22 protein-coding genes and 8 tRNA genes are annotated in these 23,085 nt (G+C 58.5%); 17 read left to right on the top strand and 13 right to left on the bottom strand.

Annotated features, from left to right (window positions below):
* Window positions 1–20 precede the first annotated feature (20 nt).
* Window positions 21–575, top strand: a complete 555-nt coding sequence (locus ACY8FN_RS08505) for a YqgE/AlgH family protein (RefSeq protein ID WP_463099739.1) — start codon at window positions 21–23, stop codon at window positions 573–575.
* Between the two features lie 42 nt (window positions 576–617).
* Window positions 618–1,040 carry a Holliday junction resolvase RuvX gene (gene ruvX, locus ACY8FN_RS08500; RefSeq protein ID WP_042020444.1) on the top strand — a complete coding sequence of 141 codons (423 nt, stop codon included), beginning with the start codon at window positions 618–620 and terminating at the stop codon, window positions 1,038–1,040.
* Window positions 1,041–1,100: 60 nt separating this feature from the next.
* Here ruvX and dtpB read toward each other — a convergent pair whose 3' ends face one another.
* Window positions 1,101–2,606, bottom strand: a complete 1,506-nt coding sequence (dtpB, locus tag ACY8FN_RS08495) for a dipeptide/tripeptide permease DtpB (protein WP_139721005.1) — start codon at window positions 2,604–2,606, stop codon at window positions 1,101–1,103.
* Between the two features lie 1,131 nt (window positions 2,607–3,737).
* On the opposite strand from dtpB, the gene ACY8FN_RS08490 reads away from it, so the two are divergent.
* From ACY8FN_RS08490 to ACY8FN_RS08455, 8 genes are all read left to right on the top strand, one after another.
* Window positions 3,738–3,814 (top strand) — tRNA-Met (locus ACY8FN_RS08490).
* 13 nt (window positions 3,815–3,827) lie between these two features.
* A tRNA-Gln gene (locus ACY8FN_RS08485) sits at window positions 3,828–3,902 on the top strand.
* A gap of 145 nt (window positions 3,903–4,047) precedes the next feature.
* A tRNA-Gln gene (locus ACY8FN_RS08480) sits at window positions 4,048–4,122 on the top strand.
* A 36-nt stretch (window positions 4,123–4,158) separates the two neighbouring features.
* Window positions 4,159–4,235 (top strand) — tRNA-Met (locus ACY8FN_RS08475).
* A gap of 19 nt (window positions 4,236–4,254) precedes the next feature.
* A tRNA-Gln gene (locus ACY8FN_RS08470) sits at window positions 4,255–4,329 on the top strand.
* A gap of 144 nt (window positions 4,330–4,473) precedes the next feature.
* Window positions 4,474–4,548 (top strand) — tRNA-Gln (locus ACY8FN_RS08465).
* Window positions 4,549–4,682: 134 nt separating this feature from the next.
* Window positions 4,683–4,759: transfer RNA gene (locus ACY8FN_RS08460), tRNA-Met, on the top strand.
* Window positions 4,760–4,767: 8 nt separating this feature from the next.
* Window positions 4,768–4,852: transfer RNA gene (locus tag ACY8FN_RS08455), tRNA-Leu, on the top strand.
* A gap of 213 nt (window positions 4,853–5,065) precedes the next feature.
* On the opposite strand, the gene ACY8FN_RS08450 is transcribed toward ACY8FN_RS08455, so the two are convergent.
* Window positions 5,066–6,898 carry an SLC13 family permease gene (locus ACY8FN_RS08450; RefSeq protein ID WP_463099738.1) on the bottom strand — a complete coding sequence of 611 codons (1,833 nt, stop codon included), beginning with the start codon at window positions 6,896–6,898 and terminating at the stop codon, window positions 5,066–5,068.
* 262 nt (window positions 6,899–7,160) lie between these two features.
* On the opposite strand from ACY8FN_RS08450, the gene pnuC reads away from it, so the two are divergent.
* The 6 genes from pnuC (at window position 7,161) to ACY8FN_RS08420 (ending at window position 12,022) form a co-directional block, all read left to right on the top strand.
* Entirely contained in the window at window positions 7,161–7,877 is a 717-nt protein-coding gene (gene pnuC, locus ACY8FN_RS08445; protein WP_042063858.1) for a nicotinamide riboside transporter PnuC, read from the top strand.
* A gap of 3 nt (window positions 7,878–7,880) precedes the next feature.
* Window positions 7,881–8,606, top strand: a complete 726-nt coding sequence (locus ACY8FN_RS08440; RefSeq protein WP_463099737.1) for a nucleoside phosphorylase — start codon at window positions 7,881–7,883, stop codon at window positions 8,604–8,606.
* A gap of 105 nt (window positions 8,607–8,711) precedes the next feature.
* The gene (locus tag ACY8FN_RS08435; protein ID WP_463099736.1) at window positions 8,712–9,383 is read left to right on the top strand and encodes a Crp/Fnr family transcriptional regulator; all 672 of its coding nucleotides are present in this window, start codon (window positions 8,712–8,714) and stop codon (window positions 9,381–9,383) included.
* 42 nt (window positions 9,384–9,425) lie between these two features.
* Entirely contained in the window at window positions 9,426–9,749 is a 324-nt protein-coding gene (gene yqfB / locus ACY8FN_RS08430) for a N(4)-acetylcytidine aminohydrolase (RefSeq protein WP_463099735.1), read from the top strand.
* A 66-nt stretch (window positions 9,750–9,815) separates the two neighbouring features.
* Complete coding sequence (locus tag ACY8FN_RS08425) at window positions 9,816–10,196, top strand: DUF1622 domain-containing protein (RefSeq protein ID WP_463099734.1); 381 nt, start codon at window positions 9,816–9,818, stop codon at window positions 10,194–10,196.
* Between the two features lie 194 nt (window positions 10,197–10,390).
* Window positions 10,391–12,022, top strand: coding sequence for an alpha-glucosidase (locus ACY8FN_RS08420; RefSeq protein WP_463099733.1), 1,632 nt, complete (start codon window positions 10,391–10,393; stop codon window positions 12,020–12,022).
* Here the strand turns inward: ACY8FN_RS08420 and ACY8FN_RS08415 are convergent, their stop codons facing one another.
* Window positions 12,023–13,399, bottom strand: a complete 1,377-nt coding sequence (locus ACY8FN_RS08415) for an MDR family MFS transporter (protein WP_193558813.1) — start codon at window positions 13,397–13,399, stop codon at window positions 12,023–12,025.
* A 173-nt stretch (window positions 13,400–13,572) separates the two neighbouring features.
* On the opposite strand from ACY8FN_RS08415, the gene ACY8FN_RS08410 reads away from it, so the two are divergent.
* Entirely contained in the window at window positions 13,573–14,175 is a 603-nt protein-coding gene (locus ACY8FN_RS08410) for an HAD family hydrolase (RefSeq protein WP_463099732.1), read from the top strand.
* A gap of 114 nt (window positions 14,176–14,289) precedes the next feature.
* Here ACY8FN_RS08410 and ACY8FN_RS08405 read toward each other — a convergent pair whose 3' ends face one another.
* The 10 genes from ACY8FN_RS08405 to rpe form a co-directional block, all read right to left on the bottom strand.
* Window positions 14,290–14,496, bottom strand: a complete 207-nt coding sequence (locus ACY8FN_RS08405; protein WP_042020427.1) for a hypothetical protein — start codon at window positions 14,494–14,496, stop codon at window positions 14,290–14,292.
* A gap of 258 nt (window positions 14,497–14,754) precedes the next feature.
* Window positions 14,755–15,552 carry a 2-oxoadipate dioxygenase/decarboxylase family protein gene (locus ACY8FN_RS08400; protein WP_463099731.1) on the bottom strand — a complete coding sequence of 266 codons (798 nt, stop codon included), beginning with the start codon at window positions 15,550–15,552 and terminating at the stop codon, window positions 14,755–14,757.
* Window positions 15,553–15,614: 62 nt separating this feature from the next.
* Window positions 15,615–17,084 (bottom strand): succinylglutamate-semialdehyde dehydrogenase, encoded by a 1,470-nt coding sequence (gene astD, locus ACY8FN_RS08395; protein ID WP_463099730.1) that lies wholly within the window; start codon window positions 17,082–17,084, stop codon window positions 15,615–15,617.
* Between the two features lie 72 nt (window positions 17,085–17,156).
* Window positions 17,157–18,176, bottom strand: a complete 1,020-nt coding sequence (gene astA, locus ACY8FN_RS08390; protein WP_463099729.1) for an arginine N-succinyltransferase — start codon at window positions 18,174–18,176, stop codon at window positions 17,157–17,159.
* 76 nt (window positions 18,177–18,252) lie between these two features.
* On the bottom strand, window positions 18,253–19,470 hold the full coding sequence (locus ACY8FN_RS08385; RefSeq protein ID WP_139730070.1) for an aspartate aminotransferase family protein: 1,218 nt from the start codon (window positions 19,468–19,470) through the stop codon (window positions 18,253–18,255).
* A gap of 276 nt (window positions 19,471–19,746) precedes the next feature.
* Entirely contained in the window at window positions 19,747–20,328 is a 582-nt protein-coding gene (locus ACY8FN_RS08380; protein ID WP_101325483.1) for an aminodeoxychorismate synthase component II, read from the bottom strand.
* Between the two features lie 21 nt (window positions 20,329–20,349).
* A complete protein-coding gene (locus ACY8FN_RS08375; RefSeq protein WP_042020416.1) occupies window positions 20,350–20,565 on the bottom strand; it encodes a hypothetical protein in 216 nt (71 codons plus the stop codon).
* Window positions 20,566–20,682: 117 nt separating this feature from the next.
* Window positions 20,683–21,687, bottom strand: coding sequence for a tryptophan--tRNA ligase (trpS, locus tag ACY8FN_RS08370; RefSeq protein ID WP_463099728.1), 1,005 nt, complete (start codon window positions 21,685–21,687; stop codon window positions 20,683–20,685).
* A gap of 42 nt (window positions 21,688–21,729) precedes the next feature.
* A complete protein-coding gene (locus ACY8FN_RS08365) occupies window positions 21,730–22,398 on the bottom strand; it encodes a phosphoglycolate phosphatase (RefSeq protein WP_463099727.1) in 669 nt (222 codons plus the stop codon).
* A complete protein-coding gene (gene rpe / locus ACY8FN_RS08360) occupies window positions 22,385–23,059 on the bottom strand; it encodes a ribulose-phosphate 3-epimerase (RefSeq protein ID WP_068977995.1) in 675 nt (224 codons plus the stop codon). Before rpe ends, ACY8FN_RS08365 begins: the two co-directional genes overlap by 14 nt.
* Window positions 23,060–23,085 lie beyond the last annotated feature (26 nt).

Here is a 23,085-nt window from a genome sequence, read left to right as displayed (position 1 = left end):
ACCTTTGCACTATTTGGCCTATGCAAACACTGCAAAATCATTTCCTGCTTGCCATGCCAAGCCTGACGGATCCCTACTTCGCCCGTTCACTGGTCTATCTGTGCGAACATAGCGAAGAGGGTGCCATGGGGCTGGTGGTCAACATTCCGGTAGAGATGTCGCTGGAAGCCATGCTGACCCAGCTCAAGATTTCGGTACCCGGCAATCCGGAGCTCAAGCAGCAGGTGCTGCAAGGGGGGCCTGTTCACGCCGATCGCGGCTTTGTGCTGCACAGCTTCCACCCCGGTTTCAACTCCACCCTGCAGGTAGGGGATGAGATGATGGTGACCACATCCAAGGATATACTGGAAACCCTGGGCACGAGCGAAGCCCCTGCCCATTGGCTGGTGGCCCTTGGCTATGCGGGCTGGAGCGCCGGTCAGCTGGAGCAGGAACTGGTCGATGGCGCCTGGCTGGTGATCCCACCCAATCCGGATTTGGTATTCAAAACCCCCATTCACACACGTTGGCAACAAGCCGCCGCCAGCATAGGGGTGAACACGGTTCATCTCTCCAGCGACATCGGCCATAGCTAACACCCGGCAACGCCCCCTGCGTTGCCTTTCGAGGATTTTTTCATGTCATCACGCAGCATCATGGGCTTTGACTATGGTACCAAGAGCATTGGCGTTGCCATCGGTCAGGAGCTGACCGGCACCGCCCAGCCTCTGCGCGCCATCAAGGCCAACGACGGCATCCCTAACTGGGACGATATCGACAAGCTGCTCAAGGAGTGGCAACCGGACCTGCTGGTGGTCGGCCTGCCGCTGAACATGGATGGTACCGATCAGGAGATCACGGTGCGCGCTCGCAAGTTCGGCAACCGGCTACACGGCCGCTTTGGCAAGCAGGTGGAGTTCAAGGATGAGCGGCTCACCACCACGGATGCCCGCGCCCGACTGTTTGAACGGGGCGGCTATCGCGCGCTGGAAAAAGGCAGTGTGGATGGCGTGTCAGCCCAACTGATCGTCGAAGCCTGGATGGAAGAGCAGTACAACTAAGCCAGAAATAACCAAGGCAAGGGTCACAGCCCTTGCCTTGGTATTGTCACTATCTGCCCGTCACCCCTGTGATTGCGGCGCCAGTACCCCCTCTTCCTGCGGCCCGGTCGCATTCATCATCCGGTTGAGCCAGGGCACCATCAGCCCCATCACCACCGCAATAAGCAGGGTCGCCAGACCAATCTTGCCAAACACATCGGTATAGATAGGCAGGGTCAACAAAGGATCGTTCATCCCTTCCGGCACGGCGGTAAAGGTGGCCACATAGCCCCCCAGCAGGGATGCCATCGCCTGGGTCAGGAACCACATCCCGAGAATGAAGCCCATCAACCGCTGAGGCACCAACGCCGCCACCATGGCCAGACCCAGTGCGCTGATCATCAGCTCACCCAGACTCTGGAACAGATAGATAAGCACCATAAACCAGGGCGAGGTAAGCCCCTGGGCATCAGCAAACCACCAGCCGGAAGCGGCTGCGGTCAAAAAGCCGAGGGAGCAGAAGAACATCCCGAGGGTAAATTTGAGCGGCATGGTGAGATCCTTCCCCTGACTGCCCATCCGGGTATAGATCAGCGCCAGCACCGGGCTGCCCACCACCACCCAGAAGGGGTTGAGCGCCTGGAAGCTGATGGGATTGACGCTCATCCCCAGCATCTCGTGATGCATATTGTTGATAGCAAAGAAATTCAATGAGGTTGGCATCTGGGCATACAGCACATAGAACAGCACCGCTTCAAGCATCAGCACAAACGCCACATACATTTTGTTGCGGCCGACCAGATCCAGCTTGAATGCCTCACGAAAGAAAATCACCACCACCACTATGGTCACCGTCATCAGCACCATATTGGCAATCACGATATGGTGCATCAACCAGGCACAGAAGAAGACCAGCCCAACGGCACCCAGCAAGACCAGCAGCAGCTTGTTGTAGTTGAGCGGCAGATGATCCGGTTCAGAGCCAATATCCTTGACCATATGGCGGCAGGCAAAGAAGGCCAGCAGCGCAATGATCAGCCCGACACCGCACAGGTTATAGGTCACCGTATAGCCATAATGGTCAGCAATGACCGGCGCCAGTGAGAGGGAAATAAGCGAGCCAATATTGATCGACATATAGAACAGGGTAAACGCGCCATCCAGACGGGGATCTTTTGGCGGATAACATTTCGACAGCAGGCTGGCCGGGTTGGCCTTGAACAAACAATTACCCACCGCAATGGTGCCCAGCGCGTAGAAAATAAGGTCTGGATGGTAAATGGACATGCCCGTCATGAAGTAACCCAATACCAGCACCAGCGCCCCCAGTACCATAGTGCGCTTGGTCCCGAGTACATGGTCCCCGACATAGCCGCCGACCGATATCAGGCCATATACCAGCGCCGAGAAGGCGCCGAAGGTAATAAATGACTGCTCTTGAGAAAAACCCAGTTGCTGGACAAAGAAAACCGCCAGGATCCCTTGCACGCCGTAATAACCGAAGCGCTCCCAGAGTTCGACAAAAAAGATCATGAAGAAGGGTTTGGGTTGTTGTAATAACCCGGTCGGAGCTGTAGATGGATGCATACTAACCTGCCTTTATTACTGTTTATTTTTATTCATCCAGCGGCACTGATAACGGGATCGTTCAGTGGGTAATAACCGCGCCAGCCATGCACTCTGGACATTTTTGGATGCAACTACCCCGTTCGATGAAAGATAAAATTCATCTAGCCGGTTTCAATGCGTTGTTATCGGGCGATAGTTGCCGGGTCGATCTGCTGCCAGGTCTCACTATGCCATGTGGCCGTTCGGGGTTACCCTTTCGTCGCCAGCCCTTTCATTGCGGCCGGTTCAGCAGCCAAACACTCTTCCTTTGGTCATGCTCACTCCTGTGGGTCACAGGCTATATAGCGCCACTCCTGATACCTTGAGCCATATATAGTGATACCCACCCAATGGCCCTACTACACAAAAACAGCGGCGCACATTGAGATAAAATGTCACTCTTCCAAGGATGGCAATGCTATCCCACTGGCTATTGACGAACTTAATGGTTGATCACACTTTAAAATTACCACTCAATGAAGTTTTCTAATGAAACCACATGAGTTTATTTCGTGCAAAGAGCCCCACACGAGACGTGCAGTAATCGCCTCTTTGTGCATAACCACAACAATGGACGGCGTGGGGGCCAACTGCGAGCACAAGTAAACCCTACCCGCGCGGGCCACTGACAACGGCTTGCCAAACACGCCACCACTGCATCGCCGTGGGGAGCTCAATGGCTAAAAGAGCCTTTCTCCGGCCAACCAGTGACCCGAGGGCTCTTTTAGGGCGAGAGCGAGATAGTGGCTCCGCTGGGCGGTAAAGATCGCCGGGCGTGCGGTTTCACCCATGTGAAAGCGCGGGACAGCGCGACACACAAAAAACCAGGACGCCGCTTTGCCAAAAACTGGCCCATGGCCACAAGAGGTGCCCCGTAGGCGAGGGAAGGCCGCTATTTACTGGCCATGTTGTCTCTGGAATCCTTGGCACGGCTGGGGGCATGTCTTAAAAAAAATCATATTGTTGGGCTTTTGCGCAACAGAGACCAATATCTCGCCAAACGCACCCAAAATCAGTTTTTCTGACAAAAAAATGGTTGACGCCCCAGAGCCAGATACGCATAATTCGGCCCGCACAGTGACGAGGCAACGACTCACTGGAAGCACGGTTGGCTATGTAGCTCAGTTGGTTAGAGCATCGCACTCATAATGCGAGGGTCACAGGTTCGAATCCCGTCATAGCCACCATTAATTGTTCAGTTGGGGTATCGCCAAGCGGTAAGGCAGCGGGTTTTGATCTCGCCATCCCTAGGTTCGAATCCTAGTACCCCAGCCATTATTTTTGGTCATCGACCTTGTCGGTGATTTGTTGTGGTAAACGTGAGAGGTTTTGATCTCGTCAACGTGCCTAGGTTCAACTCCTAGTACCCAGCCACTGTTAAACGTTCTTTGCCAGTCAAATGACTGTTAAGGAATACTGTTGGGGTATCGCCAAGCGGTAAGGCAGCGGGTTTTGATCTCGCCATCCCTAGGTTCGAATCCTAGTACCCCAGCCATTTTTGCTTGTATTTGACTCCGGTCGAGCACAAGAAGGCTATGTAGCTCAGTTGGTTAGAGCATCGCACTCATAATGCGAGGGTCACAGGTTCGAATCCCGTCATAGCCACCATTATTTAAACTGTTTCTGTTGGGGTATCGCCAAGCGGTAAGGCAGCGGGTTTTGATCTCGCCATCCCTAGGTTCGAATCCTAGTACCCCAGCCATTTTTGTATTTCATCGACCTTGTCGGTGATAGCTGTGGTGAACGTAAGAGGTTTTTATCTCATCAAGGTTCCTAGGTTCGTATCCTAGTACCACAGCCATTTTTAAGGTTCTTTATCAGTCAGATGACTGTTGAGGAGCACTGTTGGGGTATCGCCAAGCGGTAAGGCAGCGGGTTTTGATCTCGCCATCCCTAGGTTCGAATCCTAGTACCCCAGCCATTACTACCTGTCATTAACTATGTTGATGGCTTGCTGTGGTAAGCGTGTGAGATCTTGATCTCGTCAACGTGCCCAGGTTCAAACCTGGTACCCAGCGATTTTTGCTTGTATTTGACTCCGGTCGAACACAAGAAGGCTATGTAGCTCAGTTGGTTAGAGCATCGCACTCATAATGCGAGGGTCACAGGTTCGAATCCCGTCATAGCCACCATTAGTATTGCGGAAGTGGCGAAATTGGTAGACGCACCAGATTTAGGTTCTGGCGCCGTAAGGTGTGAGAGTTCGAGTCTCTCCTTCCGCACCATTATTAGTAGTAACAATCAGACCAGCTCAGGCTGGTTTTTTTGTATCTGAAATTTGCCTCTCTCCGGTTTTTTCCCGACCCTGTATCACCCCCTCTTCGCCTTAACGTCACTCTTAACTTATTCCAAACAGGCCTTGGCCTTGCCACTCTTGTCTCACAGCCACAAAAAAGCGGCCCGCAAGCCGCTTGTATGCACCTCCATCCACCCGCTAATCAGAACGGGAAGAACCAGGGGATCGCCACCACACTCACCGCCATCACCAGCAGCGTAAAGGGGACGCCAATCCGCATAAAGTCGGCGAACCTGTAGTTGCCCGGCCCCAGCACCAGCGTGTTCACCGGTGACGAGACCGGCGTCATAAAGGCAGCAGAGGCGGCGATGGCGATGGTCATGGCAAACGGATAGGGCGAGACCCCCATCTGCTGCGCCGTGCCCAGCGCAATGGGCGCCATCAGCACTGCGGTGGCGGTGTTGGAGATAAACAGCCCGATCACCGCACAGAGCGCAAACAGGCTGGCCAGCATCACCCGCGGCCCCATTTCGCCCACCGCATTCATCAAGCCGCCGACGATAAGGTCCACCCCGCCGGTTTTTTGCAGCGCCAACGCGAAGGGAAGCATGCCGACAATCAGGATCAGGGTCGGCCAGTGGATCGACTTGTAGGCGCTCTCCATGTCGATGCAGCGAAACTTGCCCATCAGTAGACAGGCGATCAGCGCCGCAATCACGTTGGGCACCGGATCGGTCACCATCAACAGGATCATCACTCCAAGACAAAAGAGGGCATGGATCGCCTGGCTGCGGGCGGGGGCCATCTCGTCTACCTCGGCGGGCAGCCCCATCAGCAGAAAGTCACGGCTGTGGGTCTGCAACTGTCTGATGTGGCTCCAGTTCCCTACCACCAGCAAGGTGTCCCCCATCTGTAGCGATTCATCCACCAGCTTGCCCGCCAGCGCCTCACCATTGCGGCGCAGCCCTACCATGCTCAGACCATAGCGGGAACGAAAGGCCACCTCCCGCACGCTTTTGCCCAACAGTTTGGACTCGGGGATCAGTGACACCTCGGCCATCCCCACCTCCCGCGCCTGATCGGAGAAGTACTCCCCGCGCAGGATCATCGGTTCGAGCCGCGCCTCGCTACAGAATTCCCGCACATCCACCGCAGGATCTGACATGTCGATCAGCAGCACATCCTTGGCCTGAAATTCACTGATCCCCGACACCGGCACCATCACCCTGCGAAATTTTCGCCAGCGCTCCACCCCGATGACGTTGGCGCCATAACGGGCGCGCAGTTGCAGCTCATCCAGAGTGTGGCCAATCAACGGGGAGTCAGGCCGCAGCGCCAAACGGCGGGCCCGACCGGCCAGCCGGTAGTCACGGATCAGATCGCGCAGGGTGCGGCGCCCGGGCGACTTGCCTTTGCCCTCTTCCCCTTCGCCCACCAAAGAGCCGCGCACCAACAGCATGTAGAGGATGCCCAGCCCCAGGATCAGCACGCCCATCGGGGTGAAGTCGAAGAACCTGAAGCCGTGAATGCCGTGGCGCATCAGCTCGCTGTTGACCACCATGTTGGGGGGCGTGGCCACCAGCGTCATCATGCCGCTGATCAGCCCGGCAAAGCCGAGGGGCATCATCAGGCGACCGGCGGGGATCCCCATCCGGTTCGCCACGCTCAGCACCACCGGGATAAAGATGGCCACCACCCCGGTGCTGCTCATCACCGCCCCCAGACTCGCCACTGCCACCATCAGCAGCACCAGCAGTTTGGTCTCGCTGCTGCCCGCCACCTTCACCAGCGCATCCCCCACCTGATAGGCGATGCCGGTGCGCACCAACCCCTCACCCACCACAAACAGGGCGGCAATCAGGATAACGTTGGGATCGCTAAAGCCCGCCAGCGCCTCCGGCAAGGTGAGGGTGCCGCTCAGCACAAACAGGATGACCACACCCAGGGCCACCACGTCCATGCGCACCTTGTTGGTCATAAAGAGATAGATGGCCCCTGCCAGCAGACAGAGCACCCAGACAAGCTCGGAATTCAATGCAACCTCCTGTTATCACGTGATTCTCCTCCCGGAGAGTGGACTCTATCAGACCACAGCCACCGCACTATCATCTTGCTACATATCAATAAAGTCCGGCCCGCCGGGGCACCATAACCCATCGATGCTGGAATAACCGGGCACCAGCGGCGATTTCTTTGATATGGGCCAAGCCCGGGGCGGACAAAAGTCCTGCCCCTCCTCCCCCTCACCCCTTAGAATGGCGCCCTCGCATACTCCCCCTCATGCCAAGGATCAGAAAATGAGCATATTCGAGCTGTTCAGCATCAATAACACGCTAGTGACCATTCCGCTGGGTGGCGGCTATGCCATGTCATGGATTGAAGCCATCGGCACTCTATTCGGTCTGGCCTGCATCTGGTTCGCCAGTCAGGAGAAGACCATCAACTACCTGTTTGGTCTGATCAACGTCAGCCTGTTTGCCATCATCTTCTTCCAGATCCAGCTCTACGGACTGTTGATGCTGCAGCTGTTCTTCTTCTGCGCCAACGTCTATGGCTGGTACGCCTGGACCCGCCCCGCCAACGATCAGGGGGATACCCTGCAGATCCGCTGGCTCAGCAAATCCAAGCTTATCGTCACTGCTGTGGTGAGCGTGCTGGCCATCGCCCTGCTGACCCGCTACATCGACCCGGTCTTCGCCACCCTGGCGCGCACCTCGGTCTCCCTGCTCAACCTGTTGGGTGCCAACCTTGCCACCCCTGAGCCCTCCCCCGATGCCTTCCCGTTCTGGGATGCCAGCATGACGGTGCTCTCGGTGGTCGCCCAGATCCTGATGACCCGCAAATACGTGGAGAACTGGATCCTCTGGGTCGTCATCAACATCATCAGCATCGGTGTCTATGCCGCGCAGGGCGTCTACGCCATGTCGCTGGAGTACCTGATCCTGCTGTTTATCGCCGCCAACGGTACCCGCCTCTGGGTGATTGCCGCCAAGCGCCAGCCACAAGGTCTGTAAGCCATGACTCTGTTACCCCATCTCCAGTGCCGCCCCGACCAGATTGCCGAGCGGGTGGTGCTGTGCGGCGACCCGGCCCGGGTCGACCGCATCGCCAGCCAGCTCGAACAGTATGAGGTGCTGGGGCAAAACCGGGAGTTTCGCCTCATCAACGGATCCTGTCAGGGGCTGCCCATCACGGTCTGCAGCACCGGTATCGGTGGCGCGTCTGCCATCATAGCGCTGGAGGAGCTGGTGCAAGCCGGCGCCACATCCCTTATACGGGTCGGCTCCGCCGGTGCCCTGCAGCACAACATCGGGCTCGGGGATCTCATCGTGGTGGAAGGGGCAGTGCGCAGTGACGGGGCCTCACAGGCCTATCTGCCCCCTGAGTACCCCGCCTGCGCCGATATCTGGCTGCAAGCCGCCCTGCTCAACCATGTGGCGACCGGCAGCCAGCCTTACTGGCACGGGCTGGTGCGCTCCCACGACAGCTTCTATCGGGATGACGAGCAGGAGGTGTGCCGCTACTGGCATGCCCGTGGCGTGCTCGGTGCCGATATGGAGACCGCCACCCTGCTGACCGTGGGTCGCCTGCGCAAGGTGCGGGTCGCCGCCGTGCTCTGCAACGTGGTGCTGTTCGAGCAGGATGTGCAGCAAGGGGTGGCGGACTACGCCAGTGCCGAACAGGCGATGATGGCCGGTGAGCAGCAAGCCATCGCTGCCGCCCTCCACGCCCTGGCGCAATAAGCGGCAAACCGTTAACTGCGGCACATCCGCTACCGTGCGGGCTGGTATCCGGCCCGCACTCTTGTTAGCCTCATGGCCCTCGTCATCCGGTGCGACAGGCAAGTCATGCAGCAACAGCCCTACCCCCTCGGCCGCTTTCACGCCGAACTTGAGCAACTTGAACCCCGCTTTGCCGCGGCGATCGAGGCCTGCACCCTGTTTCTGCGCCGTTACCTGCCGGGTGAATTGATCATGCGACAGGGGGAGCAGAGCGAGCAGCTCTATCTGGTCGAAAGTGGCCGGGTCTCCCTCAACAGCACGGTTCACTCGGGCCGCAGCTTCCAGCTCGGCGAAATAGCCTGCCACAGCCAGATCTTCGGCGAGATGGAGTTCTTCAGCGCCACCCCGGTGCAGTGGAACGTGGTGGCCGAGACCGAGCTGGATGCCAGAGTCATCTGCGCCCACAAACTGGCCCAGCGACTATTGGCCGAACCCGAACTGACCCTGTTCTTTGCCACCGCGCTCGCCAGCGACTACCTCGATACCCTGGAGATCACCACCAGCCGCCTGCTCCACCCCATCGCCTACAACATCGCCTATGAGCTGTGGCGCGAGCGCCAACGCACCCCGATGCTGGGATCGCGCAAGCGAGCTCACGAGGCGGCGCGCTTCGGTACCACAGAGCGGGTCTACCGGCGCGCCCTCAAGGAGCTGATCGAACAGGGCATTGTCTGCGAAGGGGCCGAGGGGCCCGCCATTGCCGATCTGGCCAGGCTGCGCACCTATCTCGACCTTTGATTTCTATTCACCTAATTTCGATTCACCCTGTCAGGAGTCACCATGTCTGCCCATCCCTATCCCGAGTTCACCTTCTTCAGCCGCTTCGTCGCCGACATTCAGGCTGGCCGCAAGACCATCACCATCCGTGACGAGAGCGAGGCCAACTGGCAACCCGGCCAGCGGCTGGCGCTGTTCACCAACCCGGAGCACCAGCCCTTTGGCACCATCGAAGTGATCTCGGTCAATGCTGTCGCCTTCGATGAACTGAGCGACGAGCACGCCCGTCAGGAGAACATGACCCTCCCTGAGCTCAAACAGGTGATCCGCGATATCTACCCCGCCCTGCCGCCGCTCTATGTAATTGAATTCAAACTGATTGCCTGAGCCGGATTTGGCCTTTGCCGAGCAATATGTTAATAGTGTGCTCTTTTGAATCAAGAGGTGACCCGAGTGTTTGAGATAGCGAGCCTGAAAGAGGGGATGATGCACGGGGTCGAGCTGTTCCAGCTGCTGCTGGAGATCATCTCCATCGCCTGTGTGGTCATTGGCCTCTTTAAAACTCTCTGGCTGGCAGCGCGGGTGCGGGATCACCAGCCCGGCTTTCCGCGCATTCGTCTCTGCTTTGGCAGTTGGCTGATCCTGGCGCTGGAGTTCCAGCTGGCCGCCGACATCCTGGCCACCACGGTGGCGCCGAGCAAGGAGGAGCTGATCCGCCTTGCCATCATCGCAGTGATCCGCACCTTCCTGAACTACTTCCTCGGCAAGGAGCTGGAGGCGCAAGCGGAACGCCAGCAGGAACCAAACGCCGAGCAGGTCGGAGCCACCCGATAACGGCTCATGCCCCAGAGCAGATGAGTAGACAGCCATCCCGACCACGCCCGTGGCTCGGGATGGCACCTTTGTGACTCTCCCCTCACTTTTGAAAATCAGCCAACAATGGAACCCTTTTCAAGGGCCGCCGGAAGCTGTTGATGCCCTGCTCATCTGCGTAAGATGGAAAGCCTCTTCCCCAACCGGCCACGCTGATGAACCCGCAACCCCTCCACACCCCCGACATCGACCTCGATAGCTGCGTCATCTACCAGATCTACCCTATGAGTTTTCAGGACAGCGATGGCGACGGCATGGGCGATATCAACGGCATCCGCCAGCGCCTCGACTATCTGGCGCAGCTGGGTGTCGACCTACTGTGGCTCACCCCCATCTATCGCTCCCCCAAACGGGACAACGGCTACGATGTGGCGGACTACCGCGCCATAGACCCGGCCTTCGGCACCCTGGCCGAGATGGAGCAGTTGATCAGCGAAGCGGCCGCCCGCGGCATCGGCATCATGATGGATATCGTCGCCAACCATACCTCCACCGAGCACGCGTGGTTTGTGAAAGCGCTGGCGGGGGATCCCCGCTATCAGGACTACTACGTATTTCGCGACCAAGCCTTTGTCGACGCCCACCCGGTTACCTCGATTTTTGGCGGCAGCGGCTGGCAGTATGTGCCGGAGCTTGATCGCTACTACCTGCACAACTTCGATCCCAGTCAGGCCGATCTGGACTGGGATAACCCGGCGGTGCGGGCCGAAATGGCGGCGGTGATCAACTTCTGGCTGGGCAAAGGGATCAAGGGATTTCGCTTCGATGTGATCGACATGGTGAGCAAGGAGTGGGACCGGCTTGCCATGAGCAACGGCCCGCGCCTGCACGACTATATCCGCGAGCTCAATGCCGCGAGCTTCGGCGGCAAGGGGATCATCACTGTGGGGGAGACCTGGGGGGCCGATCTCGCCCATATGCGGTGCTACTCCAGCACGGATGGCAGCGAGTTCAGCATGGTGTTCAACTTCGAGCATCTGGGGCTGGGCAGTGACAAGTGGTCATCCCGCTTTGATCCCCTCGCCTTCAAACGGGCCATGGCCCGCCACCAGCAGGGGCTGCATGGCCGGGGTTGGAACAGCCTGTTTCTCGGCAACCACGACCTGCCCCGCGCCGTCTCCCGCTTTGGCGACGACAGGCCTGAGTGGCGGGAAACCAGCGCCAAGCTGTGGGCCATGGTGCTGCACATGATGCAGGGCACTCCCTTCATCTATCAGGGGGAGGAACTGGCCATGACCAACCGCCACTGGCAGCCGGGCGAGCTGCGCGATGTGGAGGCCATCAACTACCGCGCCAGCCAATCGGGGCTGGATCCTGCCGAGCTGAGTCGGCGGCTCGATGCCATCGGCCGCGACAACGCCCGCACCCCGATGCAGTGGGACGCCGGCCCCTACGCCGGTTTCAGCGCCACCACGCCCTGGATTGCCCTCAACGCCAATCACATCGAGATTAATGCCGCCGAGCAGCTGGCCCGCCCCGACTCGCCGTTTCACTGCTATCGCCAGCTCATCGCCCTGCGCAAGGTCCACCCGGTCATTCGCCACGGCAATTTCGAGCTGCTGGATGGGGATGATCCCGAGCGCATCAGCTATCGCCGCCACTGGCAGGATCCGGCCAGCGGAGAGCGGCACACCCTGCTGCTGCTCGCCAATCTCACGGCCAATCCCTTGACGATGCCCCACTTCGACAAGGTGGAAAGCAGCATGACACTGTTGATGAGCAACTACCCGAGTCAACCTACGCCGCTGTTTGCCCCATACCAATGCACTGTGTGGCTGCGCCAATAATCAGGCATTGATGGAGGCTAACTCGTGGCGCTTGAGCGCCAGCAGAGTGAGCAGCAGTGCCAATGTGGCGATCAGCGCCATCCCGATATAGGTGGCACTGAAACCGGGGGCCAGCACCTGCGGGCTCAATGAGCTGAGCTGACCGGCACTGCCTGGGGGTAGTTGGGAGTGGAACAGCATGGAGCAGATGGCCACCCCGACTGCGCCCCCCAGCTCACGACCGAAGTTGAACAGCGACATGCCGATGCCACGATCTTCCCGTGGCAGGGCATTTTGCACCACCACCGAGAGCGCTGGCAGCACCAGACCCAGACCGATACCGGCAAACCCGAGGGCCAGCTTGACCCAGGCATCGAAGTGGATCTGCCACAGCGCCACCGCTGCCAGCGCAAACCCCACCGCTACAAAGCTCTTGTAGTGGCCGGTGCGACCGATCAGCTTGCCGCCGACAAAGGCCCCGGCGGTGATGCAGATCATGAAGATCACCATGCTCACCCCGCTCTGGCTGGCGCTCAGCCCCTTCTGCCACTGCATCTGCAACGGCAGATAGACCAGCACCGCAAACATCAGCAACTGGGAGAGCATCACCAGCAGCACACTCACCAGATAACCGGGCAGGCGCGCCAGATGGGCGGGCAGTATAGGGTCGTGAGCCCGTCGCTCAATCAGGATCAGCAACAGCAGCGAGACCGCCAGTGCACCCGCCAGCCAGACGGCGGGCAGGGCTGTCTCCGGCGAAAGCAGCAACAGGGTCAGGGTGGTGACAGTGATGAGCAGCGCCGCCCCCTTCCAGTCGAAGCGGCTATGACGGCGGACGTTGAGCTGTTTGAGGTTGCGGTTGATCAGGAAGATCGCCAGCGCGCCAAGCGGCAGGTTGATCCAGAAGATCCAGCGCCAGCTGAGCTGCTCGGTAAAGTAGCCGCCCAGCAGCGGGCCAGCGATGCTGGAGACCGCATAAACCGCCGAGATGTAGCCCTGATACTTGCCCACCTCTCGCGGCGGTATGGTGTCGGCAATCACGGTAAACGCGAGGGCTATCAGGCCGCCGCCGCCCAATCCTTGCAGCACCCGGGCCGCCAGCAGGGTCGGCAGATCCTGAGAGAGGGCGCAGGCTACCGAGCCCGCCAGAAACAGACCGATGCCGATATTGAGCATCCGCACCCGGCCAAACAGATCACTCAGTTTGCCGTAGAGGGGCAGCACGGCGGTAGCCGCCAGCAGGTAGGCGGTCACCACCCAGGTGAGGGCGGCACCGGCGTGCAGCTCGGCGCCAATCATGGGCAGCGGGGTGGTGACTATGCTCTTTTCCAGTGAACCGAGCGCGATCACCAGCGCCACACTGGAGAAGATGGTTTTAGGGGATATTTTCGAGGTCATAAGCGGACTCGCTGATCTGATATGCCAAAGTATCCGGCAATGAACGGATTATTGTCTCACAAATCAGCAAGAGAGAGAAAAAACGGCGGCCACAATCAGCCCAACCATGAAGCAGATCCCACAAAGCGCCGACCGTTTCTGCTAGCCTGCCCTATTTGATCCGAGGAGCCCCCATGAGCGAGCGTGAGCAGTACGGGTTTGATCACTACGATGCCCTGATTTTCGATATGGATGGCACTTTGGTAGATTCCATGCCCCTCCATCTGGATGCCTGGGAGCTCACCTGCGCCGAGTTCGGCATCCCCTTCGAGCGGGAGCTGCTCTATCAGTATGGCGGCATACCCACCCGCAAGATCATCGCCATGCTGGCCGAGCAGCAGGGGCTGACGGTGGATGTCGAGGCCTTTACCCGTCGCAAGATTGCCCTCTACATGACACATATCGACAAGGTCAGCGTCTTTCCCAAGATGTGGGAGCTGGTCAGGCACTATCATGGCAAGGTGAAGATGGGGATTGGCACCGGCTCGCCGCGCAGTCAGGCGGATTCCATCCTGAAAAGCACCGGGCTCGATGCCTATATCTCGGTGGTGGTGAGCGCCGATGATGTCACCAACCACAAACCGCACCCCGACACCTTTTTACAGGTGGCCGAGCGGCTCGGCGCCAATCCGGCCAACTGTCTGGTGTTTGAAGATACCCGGATCGGGCTTGAGGCAGGCAAAGCGGCAGGGATGGATACAGTGCTGGTCATCGAAGGTGATCTGCACCAGCGGTAAGCGGCTCAGGGGGATCAGGCCAACCCGTCAAATGGTGTCATTGTCATGGCACCATTTTGCTTTTCAGTTCTCTGACAAACCGGCTATCGCCGCAGGTATAGCGGCAACTATCCGTCAAACGGCGCTCTGCGCCTCATCCTGCAACCCCTGATGCTTGCGCAGCAGTGCCAGGGCTTCGGCGGGGGTATCTGCGAAGGTGGGAGGGGCGATGGCGGCAAAGCCCTGCTCAACCAGTTGACGACGCTCATCACTATAGCTGGGGACATTGGCATCGAGATAGGTAAGCGCCTGACCCTGCTTGAAAAATTGATAATTTGGCATCGATTGGCCCCGCAAAAACAAAGCGCCATTCTACCTCTTTTGAGTCTTTTGCCAGCGCCAATATGTAGTCATTCTGGTGATCTCGTTCACATTTTTATCAACAACTCCCTGCCAAAGACGCGCCATTCAGCTCCGTTCAGCTCTGCTGCTTCCGACAAGCCCCGTAACGCGACCAGGCTCCAAACAAAACGCCTCCGGCAAGGAGGCGTTGCGACTTGAACAGGGTTGTCCCCGTTACATGACCTGCTACATGGTCTGCTACATGGCATTAGTCGATTCGAAGATCTTGTCGGCCGACGCTTCGACAAAGCCCGGATAGAGCACGCCGTCGGCCTGCGGATAACGCAGGGCAAACTCGTAGAAGCAGCTTGGAATAGTACGCACCCCATCGCTGAACGGCACCTCGGCTTTGTCGGCCATGGTGGAGGATTGCTCCAGCATTACCTGCGGGTCCCCTTTCACCTCGCCACCCACGCTGTTGAGAACGAACCCCGCCGCTTTCAGCGCCCCATTGACCTGATGGATGGTGTCGAAATCCTTCAACTTGTTGATATTGACCGTGAAGTGGTTGGCACGATAGCCCCATGCCGCCATCCAGGCCGCATACTCGCTCTCCCCTAGCAGGGTCTGGTAATCGGCATAGGAGACCTGCCAGGGGGCGCCGGTGTAGAGAAATGCCGGGGTATCGGTCAGATGATCGGGCACCTGATCCGCCAGCTTGTGGATGATGGCCTGCGCGTCTTCGGAGAGTTCTTCCACCTTCAGCTCGCTGATAAACACCTTGGGGGCATCGGGATCCTGATGCTCGAAGTGCTTGGCGTAGAGCTTCTTGGCCTTGAAGAGGTACTCGCCCTTCTGCTCGTAACCGAGCGCCAGAAAATGTGCCGCCAGCTTCTCCAGCCCCAGCTTGGGCAGGTTGTAGGTACGAAACGCCACGTGATCGTTGACGATAGGCTCGCCGCCACCCAGCAGGGTGTGCACCTTGAGGGCGCTCGGGGTCACCTTGATGTAGTTGTCCCACAGATGGCTGAACAGGGTGTCAATATCCTTTTGCATCTCTCTTTCCTTTGATTGCGGGTACAGATCGGGGCACCGCTGGATGCCCCGTGTCGTGATTGTCAGAAGTGCAGGCCGGGCGACAACTGATCCGGCATGGCGGCTTTGTTGTCTTCAACGGAAGCAACCGGATACGCACAGTAGTCAGCGGCGTAGTAGGCACTCGCTCTGTGGTTACCGGAGGCTCCGATGCCACCAAACGGCGCGGCACTGGAGGCGCCGGTGATGGGCTTGTTCCAGTTGACGATGCCAGCGCGGATCCGCTTGAAGAAGTGCTGCCAGTCCGCCTCGTTATCACCCAGCAGGCCAGCCGATAGGCCGAAGCTGGTGGCATTCGCCTTCTCGATAGCGGCATCGAAATCGTCGTAGCGCATCAGCTGCAGCAACGGGCCGAAATACTCTTCGTCAGGCAGTGCGGCGACTTGGGTCACATCGATAATGCCCGGAGAGACAAAGCCGGTGCCCGCTGCCAGATGCTTGAGGGTGAGCAGGCTTTCGCCGCCCAGCTGTTGCAGGTTGGTCTGCGCTTCTACCATTCCGAGTGCTGCCCGTTCGCTGATCATCGAGCCCATGAATGGCTGCTCGGCGGCGTCATAGAGGCCGACCTTGATCTGGCTGACCACCTCAACCAGACGCTTGACCAGCGCATCGCCACGCTCACCGCGCTCGACAAACAGACGGCGGGAGCAGGTGCAGCGCTGACCCGAGGTGATAAACGCCGACTGGACGATGGCATGCACAGCACCGTCGATGTCGCTCACATCCTTGACGATCAGCGGGTTGTTGCCACCCATCTCGAGGGCCAGAATTTTGCCCGGCTGACCGGCAAACTGCTGATGGAGAAAATGACCGGTGCGGGAGGAGCCGGTGAAGAAGAGGCCGTCGATATCGGGGTTGCCCGCCAGCGCCTTGCCGGTCTCGACCTCCCCTTGCACCAGATTGAGTACCCCTTTGGGCAGCCCGGCCTGCTGCCACACCTTGACCATGGCTTCGGCCACCATGGGGGTCAGTTCGGAGGGTTTGAACACCACGGCGTTACCCGCAATCAGCGCAGGCACGATATGGCCGTTCGGCAGATGGCCCGGGAAGTTGTAGGGGCCGAACACCGCCACCACGCCGTGGGGCTTGTGACGGACAAACGCCTTGGCACCCGGCATGGCATTTTCAACGGTGCCGGTGCGCTCGTCGTGCGCCCGGATGGAGATGGCAATCTTGCCCTGCATGGCCGCCACTTCGGTGCGGGTCTCCCACAACGGTTTGCCGGTTTCGCGGGCAATGGTCAGCGCCAGCGCCTCTTTCTGCTCGCCGAGCAGGTCAGCATAACGGCGCACTATGGCCAGACGATCATCAAGGCTCATGTCCGCCCAATGGTAGAAAGCGGCGCGGGCGGCCTTGATGGCGGCGTCCACTTGCGCCGCGCTGGCGGCAGCCCCCTGCCAGATCACCTCGTTCTTGGCCGGATCGGTTGACTCGAACGGCTTGCCTTCACCGGCAAGCCATTGACCGTCGATAAATTGTACTGACTGGCTCATCCATTCACTCCCTGTCGCTGGCAGGCAGCCTCGGCTGCCTGTCTGATAATCGGTTTGCTTGTCCTGTTTGCCTCAATCGAGGTCAACCACCCGCACCATGTCGCCATCCTGCACCTTGAGCGCCGCCGCCATCTTGGGCGGGATGATGGCCTCGTGCTTGTCGAGATCGACCCGGATATTACCGTAGCAGGCACGGTAATGTTCGAAACGACTGTTGCAGATCAGGTGGGTCTTGCCACCGATGGGCTCACCCACCAGCACCCGCAGCTTCTTGCTGCGGCGCACACTGCGGATATTCTTCACGTCACACTCGACAGTGGGGCCGGCATCGAAAATATCGACGTAGCCACGGTTCACGAAGCCCTCATCCTGCAGCATCTTGATGGCGGGGCGGGTCTTCTCGTGGGTCTGGCCAATGACGGCCCGCGCCTCTTTGCTCAGCAAATTGACGTAGATGGGGTACTTGGGCATCAGCTCGGCAATGAAACGCTTCTTGCCGATGCCGGTCAGATAATCGACGGTGGGAAAATCCATCGAGAAGAAGTGGGTCTGCAACCACTCATAGAAGGGGCTGTGGCCATCGCCGTCGGATACGCCGCGCATCTCGGCGAAGACGGTATCGTCAAACAGTTCCGGGTGCTCGGCCATAAACAGAAAACGGTGCTTGGAGAGCAGCCGGCCATTGATCCCCTCGCGGGCACATTCGCGCAAGAACAGGGTGCAGAGCTCGGAGTTGCCGGTGTAGTCGTTGGAGAGGGTCAGGGTTTCAACGACGTTGTAGATGCCGAGCTTGGGGGACGAGTGCACCACCTTGCCGATGTGGTAGTTGTAAAACGGCTGGGAGAGGCCCACGGCCGCATCGATGGCGCAAGTGCCAACCATCTCGCCAGTCTCCAGATCCTCGGCCACGAAGAAATAAAGGCAATCACCCTTGCCAGCTGGCTTGTCAGAAAAGGTCTGGGTAGAGGCGTCGATCTTGCGCTGCAGCAGATCATCGTTGACGGGCAACGAGGTCATGCCGGTGCCGGACTCGATGGCGCAAATCTTGAGCCCGGCAAAATCTTTTTGCTCGATGGGACGGATAACCAACATAAATGACAACTCCCTTTCATTGACGACAGGTGGGGGCCCGGCTCCTGCCGGGAGAGCTCCCCACCTCAATTTGGAATCAGGCGTTAACCACCTGGGCAACCGCCTTCTCGAAGCGGGCCAACCCTTCCTTGATATCCGCTTCCGGGATCACCAGTGAAGGGGCAAAACGAATCACGTTGGTGCCGGCCACCAGTGCCATCAAACCCTGATCGATGGAGGCCAGCAGGAAGTCGCGGGAACGCCCCTTATAGGCATCGTTCAGCGCAGCACCCAGCAGCAGACCCTTGCCACGCACTTCACTGAAGCAGTGGTATTTGGCGTTGATCGCCTCAAGCCCCTCGCGGAACAGCTGTTCGCGCTGCTTGATGCCCGCCAGCACTTCGGGGGTATTGATCACGTCGATCACCGCTTCGGCTACCGCACAGGCCAGCGGGTTGCCGCCGTAGGTAGAGCCGTGAGTGCCCACTTTCAGGTAAGCCGCGATCTCGTCAGTGGTCAGCATGGCGCCGATGGGGAAACCGCCACCGAGCGCCTTGGCGCTGGTGAGGATATCCGGCGTGACGCCGAGCCCCATATAGGCGTAGAGATCACCGGTACGGCCAACCCCGGACTGCACTTCGTCATACACCAGCAGAGCATTGTGTTTGTCGCACAACTCGCGTACCCCTTTGGCGAACTCGTCGGTGGGACGAATGATGCCCCCCTCCCCTTGCAGCGGCTCCATCACCACGGCGCAGGTGTTGTCGGAGATAACCGCAGCCAGTGCGGCCAGATCGTTGTAGGGAACATGGGTGATATCACCGGGCTTGGGGCCAAAACCATCGGAATATGCCGCTTGGCCACCGACGCTGACGGTGAAGAAGGTGCGACCGTGGAAGCCCTGATGGAAAGCGATGATCTGGGTCTTCTGCTCACCAAACTTCTCGATGGCATAACGGCGAGCCAGCTTGAGGGCCGCTTCGTTTGCTTCGGCGCCGGAGTTGCAGAAATAGACCTTGTCGGCGAAGGTGGCGGCGACCAGTTTCTTGGCCAGACGCAGCGCCGGCTCGTTGGTCATCACGTTGGAGAGGTGCCACAGCTTCTCGCCCTGGGTTTTCAGGGCCTCAACCAGCTTGGGATGACAATGACCAAGGCCATTGACGGCAATGCCACCGGCGAAGTCGATATACTCGCGCCCTTCCTGATCCCAGACACGTGACCCTTCACCACGCACCGGGATGATCTTGGCGGGGGCGTAGTTGGGAACCATCACTTCATCAAACACTTCACGTGTCACTGCCAACAACTCTGACATACAACTCTCCTTCAAATCAGCGACAGAATAATCTGCCGCCCAAAAGTTAAATCCATGTAAACGTGGCTGGATTATCACAGAACTAAAGTAAAATGTCTGTAACAAGCCAGCCCATGAGGAACAATGTTCGATTGCCCTTGAGATTTTAGGCAACCGCATTGCATAACGACTCAGGGGGGATTGGCAAGAGATAATTTGGACAGGAGAGGGGGTGAATAAAGTGTCAGGGAGATTTTTTTTGCCTTCTCTCGAACTTGAGAAGGCGATCACAATTTTTTATGAACGCGCCAGAAAATTGGCCAGCAGTTGATGGCCCTGCTCGCTCAAAATGCTCTCCGGATGGAACTGAACGCCTTCGATAGGAAGCGTCTTGTGGCGTAGCCCCATGATCTCGTCAAACGAGCCATCGGCATGCTCACTCCAGGCAGTGATGTCGAAGCAATCGGGCAAACTCTCGCGTTCAACCACCAACGAGTGATAACGAGTGACCCGCAGCGGGTTGTTGAGCCCCTTGAACACCCCCTCTCCCCGATGACGAATGAGCGAGGTTTTGCCATGCATCACCTGGCGGGCACGCACCACGCGGGCGCCGAAGGCTTGTGCCAGCGACTGATGACCAAGACAGACACCCAGGATCGGCAGCTTGCCAGCGAAATGAGTAATGGCGTCGAGAGAGATCCCCGCCTCATTGGGCGTACAGGGACCGGGGGAGATCACCAGAAAACGGGGGGAGAGCTGCGCTATGGAATCAAGGGTCAGTTCATCATTGCGCTTGACCACAACCTCTTGTCCCAGAGCGCCGAAATATTGCACCAGGTTCCAGGTAAAAGAGTCGTAGTTATCGATCAACAACAGCATGAGATAACCAACAGCGGAGAATTAACGATCGAGAAAACGACCCTGTTCCATTTCCCGCTCACGCTGACATTCGGCCAGATAGATGGCGGCAGCAACGGCAGGGGTTTTATGGTGTTTGTCGATGGCATTGGAGACCATCAATTGCAGGGTATTGAGGTTTTTCGCCTTGCGAAATTTACGCAGCCAGTGACCTTTGTCACTCAGCTCTTCAGCAGAAATAGTTGGTTGAACAGACATGCTTTCTCTTGGGGATATTACCCACGTTGAAATAAAAAATTAAACAAAATAGCCGGGTAGAAAATAAAGAAAGCCAGGCAAATACCCAGCTCCCTTCTACTACACCTTCCCAGTATGTCAGGCTCGAGGAACGAAGCCGACTACATCATATACGCTGGTCAGGGTTTTTTCAGCTCTTTCACGCGCCTTTTGTGCCCCTTCGGCCAGAATCGCGATCAGATGGGCCTCATCCTGGCGCAGCTCGTGGAAACGCGCCTGAATGGGCTCCAGCAGCGCGACCACGGCTTCGGCGGTCTCGGTTTTGAGGTGGCCGTACATCTTGCCTTCGAAGTGCTGCTCCAGCTCGGGGATGGAGCGACCGGTCACCCCGGACATCAGGGTCAGCAGGTTGGAGACTCCCGGTTTGTTTTCCGGATCGAAACGCACTACCGCCGGTTCGTCAGAGTCGGTCACCGCACGCTTGATCTTCTTGACGATCTGCTTGGGGTCTTCCAGCAGGCCGATGAAGTTGGCCTCGTTGTCATCAGACTTGGACATCTTCTTGGTCGGATCCTGCAGGCTCATCACCCGCGCCCCTTCGGTCGGAATGAAGGGCTCCGGCAGGGTGAACACATCACCATGCAGGTTGTTGAAACGGGTGCAGATGTCGCGGGTCAGCTCCAGATGCTGCTTCTGGTCGTTGCCGACCGGCACCTGATTGGCCTGATAGAGCAGAATGTCAGCGGCCATCAGCACCGGATAGCCGAACAGGCCGACGTTGACGTTGTTCTCGAAGCGGGCGGACTTGTCCTTGAACTGGGTCATGCGCGACAGCTCACCCATCTGGGTGTAGCAGTTGAGGATCCAGCCCAGCTCGGCGTGCTGCGGCACATGAGACTGGATGAAGACGGTGCTCTTCTTGGGATCGATACCGACCGCCAGATAGAGGGCGGCCGCATCGAGGCAGGCCTTGCGCAGTGCCTGTGGATCCTGGCGGGTGGTAATGGCATGCAGATCAACGATGCAGTAGAGGCAGTCGTACTCATCTTGCATATTGACCCACTGACGCAGGGCCCCCATGTAGTTGCCTATGGTCAGTTGGCCGGAGGGTTGCGCCCCGCTCAATACGATTGGTTTAGTCATAAAAGTGTTAATCCTTGTGATTCAGCCAGCCCAGCAGCCCGATTAGACCAACAGTGCGTCGAGCTGGGAAAACTGCTCGAACACCCAGTCAGGATGGGAGTCTGCAATGGGGCGGCCATAGTTATAGCCATAAGTCAGCCCGACCACCTTCATGCCCGCCGCTTGGGCTGCCAGCACGTCATTTTCGGAGTCGCCCACCATCAGGGTGCGCGCCGGGCTCACTCCCAGCTCACGGCACGCATACAGCAGTGGCTCCGGGCTGGGTTTTTTAACGGGAACGCAGTTGCCGCCGAGCCAGAGCACGAAGCAATCGCTGATGCCGAGGGCATCGAGAATAGGGGCCACAAAATCGCTCGGCTTGTTGGTGACTATCGCCTGCTGGTAACCCAGCTTTTGCAGCCGACGCAGACTAGGCGCCACACCGTCATACATGGCCAGCCCTTGCAGCAGACAGGCGTTGTAGTGCTGGAAAAAGATGGGGCGGGCCTTGGCAAACAACTCGGGATCGGCCGCACGATAATCGAGCGCCCGCTGGATCAGCTTGTCAGCTCCGTTACCGACCCAGGTACGGATCACCGCTTCATCGGCCTGCGCCAGACCTAGATCAGTCAGGGTCAGATTGACCGCCAGCGCCAGCTGGGCGGCGCTGTCTATCAGAGTGCCATCCAGATCGAACAGCACCAAATCAAATTCGCGTTCAGCGTGTGACATGAGCCAGCTCCGCACGCATCTTGTCGATCACCGCCTTGTAGTCAGGCTGGCTGAAAATGGCAGAGCCGGCGACGAACATGTCGGCGCCCGCTTCGGCGATTTCACGAATGTTGTCAACCTTGACCCCACCATCGATCTCGAGACGGATGTCACGGCCGCTCTCGTCGATCAGACGGCGTACCTGACGCAGCTTGTCGAGGGTGCCGGGGATGAAGCTCTGGCCACCGAAGCCCGGATTGACCGACATCAGCAGGATCACGTCCAGCTTGTCCATCACATACTCCAGGCAGGAGAGGGAGGTCGCAGGGTTGAACACCAGACCCGCCTGGCAGCCCATCTCCTTGATGAGGCTCAGGGAGCGATCGAGGTGATCGGACGCTTCCGGGTGGAAGGTGATCAGGGAAGCACCCGCCTTGGCAAAATCTGGAATGATGCGATCCACCGGCTTGACCATCAGGTGCACGTCGATGGGGGCCTCGATACCGTAGTCACGCAGCGCCTGACAAACCATGGGGCCGATAGTCAGGTTGGGGACATAGTGGTTGTCCATCACGTCGAAGTGAACCACGTCGGCACCGGCAGCCAGCACCTTGGCTACATCGTCACCCAGACGGGCAAAATCGGCAGAGAGGATCGAGGGGGCAATCAGAAAGTCTTTCATCAGCATCATCCATTGGCAGCCAGGGA

This window comes from Aeromonas sp. 160P, from assembly GCF_055193095.1.
The sequence above is the reverse complement of the archived record's forward strand: the minus strand, read 5'-3'. Positions and strand labels throughout refer to the sequence as shown.